This is a genomic window from Kitasatospora sp. NPDC054768, from assembly GCF_053612025.1.
Genome location: NZ_JBSHBN010000017.1, coordinates 69,882 through 83,980, shown reverse-complemented (window position 1 = coordinate 83,980; position 14,099 = coordinate 69,882). Strand labels below are relative to the sequence as shown.

The following is a 14,099-nucleotide window of genomic DNA, read 5'->3' as shown; positions in this document are numbered from 1 at the left end:
GCCGCGGCGAGCGGGCCGCCGGAGGGCGCGGCGCTCGCGCCGGGCTTGCCGCCGGCCGCCGCACCGGGGGCCGCGGCGCCGCCGGCCGTGCCGGTCCCGGTGGAGCCGGTGGAGCCGGTGCCGGAGAGCCCGCCGCCGGACAGGCCGCCGGAGGAACCGAAGCCGGTGCCGCCGGAGTTGCCGTCCGCGCTGGTGGTGCCGGTGCCGGAGGTGCTCACCGGGCTGGTTCCGTCGACGGTGCCGCCGGAGCCCGAGCCGCCGTTGCCGCTCTCCGGGGTGCCCGGTTCGGGGTTCCCGGCCGGCGGGGCGGTCTGGTTGCCGGGCAGCTTGCCGTCCTGGGCCTCGACGTGCTGGACGGCCTGCTGGGCCTGCTGGCGCTGGGCGTTGTTCAGGGCGAGGAAGCCCTGGGCCAGCTGGCCGGGCGCGATGCCGTAGGTCTGCCCGGTGGTGGTCACCGTCTTGAGGAAACGGGAGATCACGGCCGCCTTCGCGGCGGGCACCCCGCCGGTCGGGACCATCGCGTACTGGACGTAGCTCAGCGGGTACGCCCGCTGGTCACGGGAGAACGCGGTGTCGGGCGTGCCGTAGGGCAGCTGCTGGACCCCGGTGGCGGGGTCGGTCGGCATGTCGGCGACGGCGGCCTGGAAGCCGGCCGTGGACGGCGACACGTAGGAGCCGGCCGGGTTGAGCAGCGTGGCCTCGGGCAGCGAGAACGCCTTGGCCTGGGCGGTGTCCATGATGGCGAGCATCATGCGCTGGCCGGCCGGCTGCGCGGCGCAGGCGTCGTGCCCGCCGTTGGCGTTGTAGGTCGGCTGCTGGCAGTTCGGGCGGTTCTGGACCTGGTTGCGGGCGACCCGGGAGAGGCCCTCGGTGGAGGGCACCCACTCGAACTGCTTCCAGTGCGCCGTGTCGGCGCCGTCCTGCGGCGTGCTCGTCCCGGACATGTCCTGGGGCTGGAAGGCCTCGGCCGGGTAGCCGGTGAACCGGGGCTTCAGGTAGAAGCTGTCGACGTGCATGCCCCACGGGTCCGGCTCGCCGTCGAGGAAGCGGGCGGCGTCCGGGTCGGCCGCGATCCACGAGGTCAGCAGGTAGGTGAAGTCCGTCGTACCGCCGGGGACACCGGGGAAGATCGTCAGGGCTCCGCCGCAGCTGGTCGGCCAGCTGATCCCGTTCTCCGGGGTCTCCGGGTTCAGCTGCCTGAACTCGGGGTCGGTGAAGAGGCAGATCGGGTTGCCGGCCACGGACGGGATGTCGGCACCGGGCGACGCGTAGGACTGGGTCAGCAGTTTGGCCAGCAGCCGCGCGTTCAGCTTCATGTCCTTGATCTGCCGACCGGTGTTCGGGTCGTCGACCACGAAGGTCACGGAGATGCCGGTCGTCGCCAGCGGGGCGTAGACGTACGGCCGCGGGGGCGGTGACGTGTCCGGCCGGGCCGTCAGCGCGAGGTCGATGCTGCTGCTGCCGCCCAGGAAGGCCGACCGGGCCTGCGGCTCGCCACCGGCCGGGATGTAGCCCACGGTCATCGGGGACTCGCCCAGGCACAGGCCCGAACGCCACTGCTGCATCGCCCGGTTGGCCATCTCCAGACCGGCGGCGCCGAAGTCCTGGGCGCTCGCGACGCAGGAGTCCGGGGTGGGCGCGAAGGAGAGCGGGACCACGGTCCGGTTGAGCCAGGCGCACTGCTCGCTGGTGCGGTTCTTGGTCTTCGAGTTGATCCGGCCGGGCTTCATGACGCCGTCCGAAGCGGCGTTGTAGAACCTGTCCTTGTCCATCCGGTGGTCGTTGCAGTCGGCCTTGCCGCCGCGGATGTTGTACAGGTCCGTCGGGTCGCCGCCGTAGTTCGGCTCGACCACGATCGAGCAGGGGTGGGTGGCGTCGCAGCCGAGCGTGGTGCTCTCCTTGGCGCTCCACACCTCGATGGAGGCGGTGCCCGAGCCGTCCGGGCCGGTCGGGGCCAGCACCATGTTCGTGGGCCAGTCCGGCGTCTCCGTGTGCACCGGGCGGGCCGGCTGCTCGAAGCCCGCCTCGCGGTCGCCGCCGTAGAGGGTGCTGCCGTAGCAGTCCGTCACGGCGGGGTCGGTTCCGCGACACTGGTAGACCCGGACCGCGTACAGGTTGAGGGTCGACTCCACGGGCGTGGTCGTCACCGGGCCGCCGCTCTGGGTGACGGTCGGCGTGAAGCCGCTCCAGGAGACCTGGAGCACCTGGTTGGTCAGGTTGGCCGTCTGGGAGACCGTCACACTGCCCTCGTCGCCGTACGTTCCGGCGGCCGGGATCCACACCTTCGGACCGGTCACGGTCGTCGAGGAGTCGGCGTGAGCCTGCGGCGCCGCGCCCAACCCGATCGGAATGACAGCGAGCGCCGCCACCACCGCCTTGGCGAGGGCCAGGGCCGGTAGTCGACGGCGCCACCTTCCCCGACCTCTTCGGTCGGGTACGCGGGTTCTCATGCGAGGCCTCCGGGAGATGCGGGCCGCCGAGGGAGCGGCGCGAGGGCGTCGGATCGCGCTGGGGACGGACGATTCCGTGCGTACTATTCGGCCAGCCGGACATGGCGGGATCCGGTCGGCCAGGTGTACGAGACCACAACGCGGCGACTCCGTACCGGAGTTGGAAGATCCGCATGCGGCGGGCCCGCGCCGAGGCGCGGGCCCTCCGATCTGCGGCCGGGTGGAGCGGGGATCAGCTCGCCGGGGTGAAGGACAGCGCGAGCGAGCCGATCTGCTGGCCGCCCTTGAAGTACGTGGTGCCGAGGTTGGTGTCCAGGTAGTTCGCGCCGGCCGCGTCCACCTGGAAGCTGGAGGAGTTCAGGGTCTGGGTGGTGCCGGTGCGGCCGATCACGTTGTTGCCGCGCGGGTCCAGCAGCGGCACCGGGGTGGTCGAACCGTTCGGCACGGCGGTGAAGTAGCCCTTGGCCACCGAGAAGTCGAGCTGCTTGAAGGTCACGCTCTTGCCGGTCGAGAGGTTGATGAAGAGCAGACCGCCGCCGAACTGCACGTGCCCGTAGAAGCCGGGGATGTTCGCGGCGCCGTCGGTCACCGGGAGCGTCACGGTGAGGCCGGTGTCGGCGTCGAGCTTCGGGTCGGCCGGCTGCAGCGGGATGACCAGGATGCCGTTGAGCGCGGCGTCCGCCAGGAAGCTCACGTCGGTGGTGATCACGGCCTGGCCGGAGGCCGGGGTGGCGGTGGTGTCGGCGACGGCCGCACCGCTCACACCGGTCAGGGCGAGGACGACGGTGGCACCGGTCGCGGCCAGGCGGGCACTGATGCGGGACATGCCGAACTCCTTGGGAGAGGGAGAGGAGAGGTGATCGGTGGTGCGGTTCGAGGAAGCTCGTGCGGGGTGGCGCCGCCGCGGGGCGGAACGCGGCCGGCGGCACGGCCGGTGAGGGTGCCGGAGGGACGGTCCCGGCTGTACGGCCGTGGTGCGCCCTGCTCCCCGGTCCGGGGGTTCGGCCGGGCCGGCGGCCGCAGGGGCGAGGCCCCTGCGGCCGCCGGTGCGGTGCGGGTTCGATCAGGAGTGGGTGACGCTGCCGCAGGCGAAGGGCGAGAGCGGCAGGAAGCCGTAGCTCTGGATGTCCGTGGCACCGTTGGTGCAGATCCAGCCACCGGCGCCGAAGATGGCGCGCAGGGCGGTGCCGTGGGCGTCCGTGGCGTTCCACTCGGCGTCACGGAAGACGTTGTAGACCACGCGGCCGTACTGGGTGGCCACGAAGGTGTCGCTGATGACCTTGTTCACGGTGTCGACCGGCGCCTTGCCGTCGATGTTGCGGATGGTCAGCGGGCCCTGGACGTCGGCGCCGGTGCCCTTGCCGAAGTACACCTGGCCGATGTAGTGGGCGACGGAGTAGGGGACCAGCGCGTTGGCGTCGTTCAGCTGGGTGTCGCTGCCCTGGTTCTCCTGGACGCTGCTGTTGACGCAGGCGCCCGGGGTGAGCGGGGTCACGCCACCGTTGATGGCGGTCAGGAAGAAGGAACGGGTGCCCGAGCCGGTCTGCGGCAGGAAGGGCTTGATCGTGACGTTCGGGAGCGACGCGCTGATCTGGTTCCACTTGGTGACCGTGCAGGAGTAGATGTCCTTCAGGTTCGCCGTGGTGAGGTTCGCCGGGGCGTTGCCACCGGTCTTGGCGGCCCAGGAGACCGCGTCCTGCGCCAGCGCGACGAAGTCGTCGGTCGTCGGGTCGGTGGCCACCGGGCCGCGCGAGGAACGGGCGAAGTCCACGGTGGCGCTGGTGTTGGCGTTCAGCGCGGTGATGCCGGCGCCGGAGCCGTTCGGGCGGGTGATCGCGGTGGCACCGGTCTTGGTGGTGATGGTGCCGGCCGGGATCGCGTCCCAGCTGTAGAGGCGCGGGGAGGTGGAGCTGGTCAGCGACGAGTTGTAGTCGGCGGCGAGCTGGTTCAGCACCGACTGGGTCGTGTCGGAGCCGACGCCCACGATGTCGATGGCGCGCGGGGTGACACCGGTGGCCGGGTCGGCGACGGCGGTGCCGCCGACGACGGTGGCGAGGGAGGTCGCCAGCGCGGCGACGGTGAGCAGCTTGGCAGCGGTCTTACGCATGTTCCTCTTCCTCCGGGGGAGAGACGTACATCGCGTGAAACCCGTACTCCGTTCGGGAGTTCGGGGCCGTGTGGCCGCGTCCGCTGCGGCCTCACCGGCAGTGCCGATCCTGTCCGCCGGGGAGGTTCCGCCGGAAGAGAGGTCGAGCCCGGCCGGTGAATGTCGACTCATCGGTTCGGCGAGGTTTAGCCACTGGTCAGCGTGCACGTGACAGGGGCACTGCCGGGGCTCCGAGCCCGGTCGACGTTCTTCTCCAGGAGGCTGCTCGGAGTGTTGCCGGAAACCTGTCCTTCACCGGAACAGCACGGACGGAGATCCGATGGAGGATCCCCTTCCGGGAGCGGGATCCGATGGAGGATCCCCTTCCGGGAACGCCGGAATGACGGTCCGTCATCCGACTCGGACCGTCATCGACTCAAACGCTCACAGCGGCCAGCGGCCGTCCCGCCCGGACCGTCGCAACTCCTGCCCCACCCACTGGAGTCCGGCCAGGAACCCCTCGACCCCCGCCTGGCACTGGTCCCGCCGCAGGTACCCCCGCGCGCTGCGGGCCACCGGAACGGCGTCGGCCGCCCCCCGCCGGGTGCTGCGCACCGGCAGGTAGGCGGCCCAGACCCACTGACGCCCCTCGGACTGTCCGACCGAACATCGCAGCGCGGCCCGCTCGATCAGCAGTTCCCGGACCGACTCGGCGAGTTCCTCCTCGCTCCGGTAGGTCCGCACCCCGACCCCGAGCGGCCGACCGTTGGCGGCCCGCAGCGCCCAGCCGAGGCAGCGGTCGGCCGCCGGCACGATCAGCAGCCGCGGACCGCGCCGCTCAGCGGCCATCGGTGCGTCTCAACGGCACCACGGGTTCCGGGAGTTCGCGCGGCGGCTGCTTGGACAGCAGCACCACGAACCGCCGGAAGGCGTTCTGGCAGGTCGCGTACCGCTCGTACGCGCGGCTGGAGCGCACCTCGGGCAGGGCCCGCGAACCCGGGACGACCCAGATCCAGCCGATGCCCTCCCGCACGTGGGTGATCCGCGCGGTGAGTTCGACCGCCACGACCCGCAGGCCGTCGAAGGCCCGCTCGGCCTCGCCGGCCGTCTCGAACGCGGCCGGGGTGATCGCGACCACCCGTCCGTTGGGCGCCTTCAGTTGCCAGCGGTAGCGCCCGTCCGCCGCCCGTTCGGCGCGGAACCCCCCTCGACTTGCCCCTGCTGCGGTGTAGCCGCGGCCGGCAGCGTTCACTGCCCCCTCCGTCCGGTTGCCCTCCGGATTCCCCTCCGAGCGGAGTAAAGCTATGTGTGCACACGGAGCCCCCGAAAGCCCAGAACGTTCACAACTTGCGCCGTTGGTCGGGAAGTTCTCTCTCGTTTAACTTTCACGCGTCTCGATCGGGAACCGCTCCGGAAGCGGCCCGGAACCGGCCCGGAACCGCTCCGGAACCGACCGGCAACCGGCCGGGAACCGCCCTGGAACGCTCAGAGCCGGGCGGTCCAGCGCACCATCGTCCCCTTGCGGTACGGCCCGCTCTCGTGCCAGGCGTCGCCGCCGAGCGCCTCGGCGCGCCGGGTGAGGTTGAGCAGGCCGCTGCGCCGGCCGCCCCGCGGGATGCCCACCCCGTCGTCGGTCACGGTGAGCAGGACGCCCGGCCGCCCGCCCCGGTCCAGCGACTCCGGGTCGCCACCCACCGGGCGGCCGTCCTCGTCCAGGTGGGTGGTGGCGTCGATCTCCACCCCGACCCGGGAGGCGCGCGCGTGCCGGGCCGTGTTGGAGAGCATCTCGCGCAGGGCGGCCAGCAGTTGACGGCCGGTGTTCTCACCGACCAGGCTCTCCACCGGCCCGACGAAGCTCACCGCGGGCTTGAAGCCGAGCGCGGCCGCGGCCTGGCTGGCCTCGCGCAGCACCCGGGTGCGCAGGGTGTCCGGCGCGTCGCCGTGGTTGTCGTGCTGGAGGGCGTAGATGGTGGTGCGGACCTCCTGGATGGTGGCGTCCAGCTCGTCCACCGCCTTGCCGATGCCGACCTTCACCTCGGGGACGACCGCCCGTCGGGCGGCGCTCTCCAGCATCATCCCGGTGGCGAACAGCCGCTGGATCACCAGGTCGTGCAGGTCGCGGGCGATCCGGTCGCGGTCCTGGAAGACGGCCAGGCGCTGCTGGTCGCGCTGGCCCTCGGCGAGCCGCAGGGCGAGCGCGGCCTGCGAGGCGAAGGTCTCGGCGAGCTGCTTCTCGCTGTCGGTGAACGGCACCGCTCCGCAGGGGCGCCAGACGCAGAGCCCGCCGAGCACCCGCCCGGCGGCGACCATCGGCACCGCCATGGACGGGCCGAAGCGGCGGGCGAGCCGGATCACCACGGTCGGGTCGCTGGACATGTCGTCCAGGTAGACGCTCTCCCCCGCGAGCAGCCGGGCCGCGAAGCTCTCCCTGGGCAGCAGTTCGCCGCGCACGAACTCGGCCAGCTCACCGGAGGCGTGGGCGACCCGCATCTGCCCGTCGCCCTCGTCGCCGTCCTCCGGGCCGGTCGGCAGCAGGATCATGCCGAGCGCGGCGTCCGCCAGCTCCCGCACCTGCTCGGCCGCGACGGTCAGCGCGGTCTCGGCCTGCTCGGCGGAGAGCAGGGCGGTGGTGACGGCGGCGGCGCCGGCGATCCAGCGTTCGCGGCGGCGGCCCTCCTCGTACAGCCGGGAGTTCTCGATGGCCACACCGGCCGCCGCGGCGAGCGCGTGCACCACCTGCTCGTCCTCGGGCGTGAAGGCCCCGCCGCCCTTCTTCTCGGTGAGGTAGAGGTTGCCGAACACCTCCGCGCGGACCCGGATCGGCACGCCCAGGAAGGTCCTCATCTGCGGGTGGTGCGGGGGGAACCCGGAGGAGCGCGGGTCGGCGCCGAGGTCGGTCAGCCGCAGCGGCTCGGGGCGGTCGATGAGCACGCCGAGGATGCCCCGGCCGGCGGGCAGTTCGCCGATCTCGCCGGCGGTCCCGTCGTCGACCCCGACGTGGATGAAGTCGGCCAGGCCGGTGCCGCCGGGGGCGATCACGCCGAGCGCCGCGTACCGGGCGTCGACCAGTTCGGCCGCGCCCACGGCGATCCGGTGCAGGGTGGCGTGCAGGTCCAGCCCGGCCCCGATCGAGACCACCGCCTCCAGCAGCCGCTGCATCCGGTCGGTGACCGCGGCGGCCGACTGGAGGCGCTCGGCGACCTCGGTGACCAGGGTGTCCAGCCCCAGCGAGGCGATCTCGGGCACCCGATGGGGTGTCGGCTCGGGCGTGGCCTCGGGGAGGTCCGGCGTGGGGTCCATGGAGAAAGCCTAGTTTGTACGCTTTTCAGCCGAAGGGCGGCGCGACGGGCAGTACGGCGGGTAGTACGACGGGCAGTACGACGGGCCGCGCGGCTACCGGCCCACCGGCTCCAGCAGCCCGTCCGCCTCCCGCTCCCGCCGCCACATCGCGTGCAGCCGCCCGTCCGGGTCGGCGACCAGCTCGGACCAGCGGCCCCGCTCGGCCACCCGCCCGCCGTCCAGCACCAGCACCTCGTCCACCGTGGTGTCGTCCAGCCCGGCCAGCCGGTGGGTGATCAGCACCGTGGTGCGGCCCTCGGTGGCGGCCAGCAGGTCGGCGGTCAGGGCGTCCGCGGTGGGCAGGTCGAGGTGCTCGGCGGGCTCGTCCAGGACCAGGACGGGGAAGTCCGCGAGCAGGGCCCGGGCGAGTGCCAGCCGCTGGCGCTGGCCGCCGGAGAGCCGGGCGCCGTGCTCGCCGACCATGGTGTCCAGGCCGTCCGGCAGGCCCTCGGTCCACTCCAGCAGCCGGGCGCCGGCCAGCGCGGCGCGCAGCTCGTCCTCCGCCGCTTCCGGCCGGGCCAGCCGCAGGTTCTCCCGCAGCGAGCTGTCGAAGACGTGGGCGTCCTGGGCGCAGAGCCCGATCACCCGGCGGACGGACTCGCCCGCCAGCGCGCGGCTGTCCACAGCCTGTGGACGGCCGTCGGCGAACCGCACCGTCCCGGCGCTCGGCTCCAGGAAGCGCAGCAGCGCCTGGGCGAGGGTGGTCTTGCCGGAGCCGGACGGGCCGACCACGGCGATCCGGCGCCCGGCGGCGAGGTCGAGGTCCACCCCGGCGAGCGCGTCCACCGCCTGCCCGGGGTGGCGGACGGTCAGCCCGCGCACCGCGACCGGCAGCGGCTGCTCGGGCAGCGCCACCGGGTCGGCCGGCTCGGTGACCGGCACCGGAGCGTTCAGCACCTCGTCCAGCCGGGCCCGCGCGGCGCGGCTGCGCTGGCGGGCCTGGACGGCGAGCGGCATCCCGGTGACGGCCTCGAAGGCGGCCAGCGGGGTCAGCACCACTACGGCCAGGCAGACCGGCGCCAGCACCCCGTCGCGCACCCCCTGGACGCCGACGGCGGCCGCGGCGGTCACGGTCAGCCCGGTGAGCAGGGCGATCAGCCCGGTGCCGAGTGCCGTGGTGGCGGCCGAGCGGGCGGCCAGCCCGGTCAGCGCGGCGTCGGCGGTGCGGACGGCGGCCAGCCGGCCGGGCAGGGCGCCGGCCACGGTGAGCTCGGCGGTGCCGGTGAAGGCGTCCACCACGGCGGTGGCCAGGCGCCCGCGCGCCGGGGCCTGGCGCCGTTCGGCACCGGCCGACCAGCGGGCGGCCAGGGCGGGCACCAGCACGCCCGCGAGCAGCAGCCCGAGGCCGAGCACCAGCCCGGCGGCGGGCAGGAAGGCGGTCATCGCCACCGTCGAGGCCAGCGCGACCAGGCCGGCCACCGCGGCCGGCAGCCGCCAGCGCAGGTAGTGGTCCTGGATCGCGTCCACGTCGGCGACCAGCCGGGAGAGCAGGTCGCCGCGCCGGAAGGCGGGCAGTCCGGCCGGGGCGAGCGCGCTCAGCCGCCGGTAGACGGCGGCCCGCAGGGTGCCGAGGGTGCGCAGCACCGCGTCGTGCGAGACCAGCCGCTCGGCGTAGCGGAAGACGCTGCGGCCGATGCCGAAGGCCCGTACCGAGGTGACGGCCATCATCAGGTAGAGCACCGGCGGCATCTCGGAGGCCCGGGAGATCAGGTAGCCGGAGGTGGCCATCAGGGCGACGGCGCAGCCGAGGGCGAGCGCGCCGAGCAGGATCGAGAGCGCCAGCCGGGGGGTGGTGCCGCCCTCGGGGCCGGTCTCCTCGGCGACGGCGGGGGCGGGGGTCGGCTTCCCGCTGTGCTTCCCGCCGCGGTGACCGCCGTGCTTCCCGTCGTAGTGACCGCCGCGGTGACCGCCGTCCGTGAGCGGGGCGGGCGGGGCGGCGGGCCCCGCCAGCCGTACTCGCCGGTCGGCGGCGGCCAGCAGGGCCGGCCGGTGCGCGACCACCAGCACGGTGCGCGCCGGATCGGCGGCCAGTGCCCGGACGGTGTCCACGACGGCCGCCTCGGAGGCGCCGTCCAGGTTGGCGGTCGGCTCGTCCAGCAGCACCAGCGGCCGGTCGTCGGCGAGCAGCACCCGGGCGAGGGCGAGGCGCTGGCGCTGCCCGGCGGAGAGCCCGGCGCCGTCCTCCCCCAGGACGGCCGCCAGGTCGGTCACGAAGTCGAGCGCGTGCGCGGACCGCAGCGCCGTCCACAGCTGCTCGTCGGTGGCCTGCGGCCGGTAGAGCCGCAGGTTCTCGGCGACCGTCCCGGCGAACAGGTGCGGGTGCTGCGGCACCCAGGCGATCTGCCGCCGCCAGCTCTGCGGGTCCAGCTCGGCCAGGTCGTGGACGCGGCCGTCGGCGGCGGTGATCCGGACGGTGCCGGAGTCCGGGGCGGTGAGGCCGAGCAGGACGGCCAGCAGGGTGGACTTGCCGGCGCCGCTGGGGCCGGTGAGCGCCGTGCTGGAGCCCGGGCTCAGGGTCAGCCCGGCGCCGTCCAGGGCGGGCTCGGTGCGCCCGGGGTGCCGGACGACCAGGCCGTCGGCGGCGATCTCGGCACCCGCGAGGTCCGGCGCCGGGGTGGTGCCGGCGGCGGGCAGCGGGGTCTCCAGCACCCGGAACAGCTCGTCGGCGGCGGTCAGCCCCTCGACGCTGGAGTGGTAGAGCGCGCCGACCTGGCGGATCGGGAAGTACACCTCGGGGGCGAGCACAAGGATCAGCAGCCCGGTCTCCAGGTCGAGCGTGCCGTCCACCAGCCGGAAGCCGACGGTGACGGCGACCAGCGCGACGGACAGGGTGGAGAGCAGTTCCAGGGTGAAGGAGGAGACGAAGGCGATCCGCAGGGTGCGCAGGGTGGCGCGGCGGTAGTCGGCGGTGATCCGGGCGATGGTGGCGGCCTGGGTGCGGGCCCGGTTGAACACCTTGAGGGTGGGCAGCCCGGCGACCACGTCGAGGAAGTGGTGGGAGAGCCGGGCCAGGGTGTTCCACTGCCGGTCCATCCGGGACTGGGTGGCCATCCCGATCAGCACCATGAACAGCGGGATCAGCGGCAGCGTTCCGGCGATGATCGCGGCCGAGGTGAAGTCGGCGCCGACGATCCGCAGCAGCACGATCACCGGGACGACCACGGCCAGCGCCAGCTGCGGCAGGTAGCGGGCGAAGTAGTCGTCCAGCGCGTCGATGCCGCGGGTGGCGAGGGTGGTGAGTTCGCCGGTGCGCCGGCCCGCCAGGTAGGACGGGCCGAGCGCGGTGGCGTGGTCGAGCAGCCGGCGCCGCAGGGTGGACTTCACCCGGGCGACGGACCGGTGCGCGGTGAGCTCGGTGAGCCAGCCGACCAGCCCGCGCCCGACCGCCGTCAGGGCGAGCAGCAGCAGCGGCGTGGTCAGCTCGCCGAGCGTCGCCCCGCGCTGGAAGGCGCGGACGACGATCTCGGCGATCAGACTCGCCTGGGCGACCACCAGGGCCGCGCCGACCGCGCCGAGCAGCACGGATCCGACGAGGAAGGCCCTGGTGGTGCGGGCGTACCCGAGGAGTCGGGGGTCGACCGGCTTCATGGCGTCAGGCCTGGTCGAGCGGGGCGGCCGGGTTGTGCCCGGGGATGTGCTGGACGCCGATCCGCTTGCGGAACACCCAGTACGTCCAGCCCTGGTAGAGCAGCACCAGCGGGGTGAAGATCGCCGCCACGACGGTCATCACCTTCAGCGTGTAGGGCGAGGACGCGGCGTTGCCGACGGTCAGGCTCCAGTCCGGGTTCAGGGTGGAGGGCATGACGTCCGGGAAGAGCGCCAGGAAGAGCATCCCGACCGCGGCCACGATGGTCGCCCCGGAGAGGCTGAACGCCCAGCCCTCGCGGCCGAGCTGGTTGGCCGCCAGGGCGCCGAGCAGGGCGACCACCGCGACGATCATCGCGGCGAGGCTGCGGCCGTTGCCGTGGTCGGCCTGGGTCCAGATCAGGAAGGTCAGCGCCAGCACGGCGGTCACCAGACCGGACAGCAGGGCGGCCCTGCGGGCCCGCTCGCGGATCTCGCCGACCGTCTTGAGCGCGGCGAACACCGAGCCGTGCAGGGTGAACAGGGCGAGCGTCACCAGGCCGCCGAGCAGCGCGTACGGGTTCAGCAGGTCCCAGAGGGTGCCGATGTAGTTCTTCTGCGCGTCGATGTCCACGCCGCGCACGATGTTGGCGAAGGCCACGCCCCAGAGGAAGGCCGGGAGGAGGGAGGTCCAGAAGATGGCCTCCTCCCAGTTCCGCTGCCAGCGGGCGCCGTCGCGCTTGGCCCGGTACTCGAAGGCCACCCCGCGGACGATCAGGCAGACCAGGATGACCAGCAGCGGGATGTAGAAGCCGCTGAAGAGCGTCGCGTACCAGTCCGGGAAGGCCGCGAAGGTGGCGCCGCCGGCGGTCAGCAGCCAGACCTCGTTGCCGTCCCAGACCGGGCCGATGGTGTTGATCAGCACCCGCCGTTCGGCGGTGTTGCGGGCCAGCAGCTTGGTCAGCACGCCGATCCCGAAGTCGAAGCCCTCCAGGAAGAAGTAGCCGATCCACAGGACCGCGATCAGCACGAACCAGACGTCGTGGAGTTGCATGTCAGATCCTCAGTTCCCCGGTGTCCCGGCGCCTCAGTAGGCGAAGGCGAGCGGCTTGTCGGCGTCCTCGTCCGAGGACGGTCCGCGCAGCGACGGGTCCTTGGTGGGCGGCTGCTCGGTCACCACCGGGCCGGCCTTGGCGTACTTGACCAGCAGCCGGACCTCGATGACCGCGAGGATCGCGTACAGCGCGGTGAAGGTGGCCAGCGCCCCGATCTGGGTGCCGACGCCGACATTGGGGGAGACGGCGCTGGCCGTGGTCATCAGGCCGAAGACGGCCCAGGGCTGACGGCCCATCTCGGTGAAGATCCAGCCGAAGCTGTTGGCGATCAGCGGGAAGCCCATGGTCAGGATGCCGATCCGCCAGCTCCACTTGGTCAGCAGCGGCCCCAGCTCGCGCTTGGGGGTGAGCATCAGCCGGGGCACCTCGGTCTCGCCGGTGCGGAACTCGGGGCGCAGGAAGAGCTTCCTCCGGGTGGTCCACAGGCCGATCAGGCCGGCCAGGAAGGAGGTCATCCCGAAGCCGATCATGAGGCGGAAGCCCCAGTAGGTGACGAAGATGCTCGGGATGTAGTCCTTGGGGTCGCCGCCGTGCTGGGCGGCCTCGGCGGCGGCGGTGTCGTTGATGCCGGGGACGGAGGAGCTGAAGTCGCTGTGGGCGAGGAAGGAGAGTATTCCGGGGATCTCCAGGGCGACCGAGTTGTGGCCCTTGCTGACGTCGCCGACCGCGAAGACCGAGAACGGGGCCGGCGCCTGGGTCTCCCACAGCGCCTCGGCGGCGGCCATCTTCATCGGCTGCTGCTCGAACATGACCTTGCCCAGGGTGTCGCCGCTGAGCGCGGTGCCGGCGCCGAAGACCACCGCGAGCACCAGGCCGAGCCGCAGCGAGGTCCGCATCGCGGCGGTCTTCTTCGGGTCGGCGGTCTCCGGCTTGCGCTTGGCCTTCCAGAGGTGGAAGGAGGCGATGCCGACGACGAAGGCCGCACCGGTGAGGAAGGCGGCGGTCAGGGTGTGGAAGACGACCACGAGGGTGGTGTTCTGGAACAGCACCCGGACGACGTCGGTCAGTTGGGCCTTGCCGGTGACCGGGTCGATCGCGTAGCCGACCGGGTGCTGCATCCAGGAGTTGGCGGCCAGGATGAAGTAGGCGGAGAGCACGGTGCCCAGGGCCACCATCCACATGCAGGCACAGTGGATCTTCCTCGGCAGCTTGTCCCAGCCGAAGATCCACAGGCCGATGAAGGTGGACTCGAAGAAGAAGGCGATCAGCGCCTCCATCGCGAGCGGGGCGCCGAAGACGTCACCGACGAAGCGGGAGTAGTCGGACCAGTTCATGCCGAACTGGAATTCCTGGACGATTCCCGTGACCACGCCCATCGCGATGTTGATGAGGAAGAGCTTTCCCCAGAACTTGGTGGCGTGGAAGTACTTCTCCTTGTCCGTCCGCACCCAGGCGGTCTCCAGACCGGCCACGATCGCGGCCAGGCTGATCGTGAGCGGGACGAAGAGGAAGTGGTAGACGGTGGTGATGCCGAATTGCCATCGCGCGATGGTCTCGTGAGCGATTGCCAGTTCCACGTCGCCCTCTCTCCCAACCTGCCCGCGT

General features: G+C 72.8%; 8 protein-coding genes and 1 pseudogene. All 9 read right to left on the bottom strand.

Features of this window, described 5'->3' with window-relative positions; all coding sequences use genetic code 11:
• Nucleotides 1-2,297, bottom strand: a pseudogene (locus ACWGKU_RS07925) (hypothetical protein); the annotation flags it as partial.
• 385 nt (nucleotides 2,298-2,682) lie between these two features.
• Nucleotides 2,683-3,276 (bottom strand): hypothetical protein, encoded by a 594-nt coding sequence (locus tag ACWGKU_RS07920; protein ID WP_387693984.1) that lies wholly within the window; start codon nucleotides 3,274-3,276, stop codon nucleotides 2,683-2,685.
• A gap of 237 nt (nucleotides 3,277-3,513) precedes the next feature.
• Complete coding sequence (locus tag ACWGKU_RS07915) at nucleotides 3,514-4,557, bottom strand: PstS family phosphate ABC transporter substrate-binding protein (protein ID WP_452180492.1); 1,044 nt, start codon at nucleotides 4,555-4,557, stop codon at nucleotides 3,514-3,516.
• Nucleotides 4,558-4,980: 423 nt separating this feature from the next.
• A complete protein-coding gene (locus ACWGKU_RS07910) occupies nucleotides 4,981-5,385 on the bottom strand; it encodes a hypothetical protein (RefSeq protein WP_359914327.1) in 405 nt (134 codons plus the stop codon).
• The gene (locus ACWGKU_RS07905) at nucleotides 5,375-5,788 is read right to left on the bottom strand and encodes a hypothetical protein (protein ID WP_452180491.1); all 414 of its coding nucleotides are present in this window, start codon (nucleotides 5,786-5,788) and stop codon (nucleotides 5,375-5,377) included. Before ACWGKU_RS07905 ends, ACWGKU_RS07910 begins: the two co-directional genes overlap by 11 nt.
• A gap of 233 nt (nucleotides 5,789-6,021) precedes the next feature.
• Nucleotides 6,022-7,836, bottom strand: a complete 1,815-nt coding sequence (locus tag ACWGKU_RS07900) for a sensor histidine kinase (RefSeq protein WP_401053441.1) — start codon at nucleotides 7,834-7,836, stop codon at nucleotides 6,022-6,024.
• 93 nt (nucleotides 7,837-7,929) lie between these two features.
• Entirely contained in the window at nucleotides 7,930-11,463 is a 3,534-nt protein-coding gene (cydD, locus tag ACWGKU_RS07895) for a thiol reductant ABC exporter subunit CydD (protein WP_452180490.1), read from the bottom strand.
• A gap of 4 nt (nucleotides 11,464-11,467) precedes the next feature.
• Nucleotides 11,468-12,493 (bottom strand): cytochrome d ubiquinol oxidase subunit II, encoded by a 1,026-nt coding sequence (cydB, locus tag ACWGKU_RS07890; RefSeq protein ID WP_452180489.1) that lies wholly within the window; start codon nucleotides 12,491-12,493, stop codon nucleotides 11,468-11,470.
• Between the two features lie 33 nt (nucleotides 12,494-12,526).
• Nucleotides 12,527-14,071 carry a cytochrome ubiquinol oxidase subunit I gene (locus ACWGKU_RS07885; RefSeq protein ID WP_401049480.1) on the bottom strand — a complete coding sequence of 515 codons (1,545 nt, stop codon included), beginning with the start codon at nucleotides 14,069-14,071 and terminating at the stop codon, nucleotides 12,527-12,529.
• Between the last annotated feature and the right edge of the window lie 28 nt (nucleotides 14,072-14,099).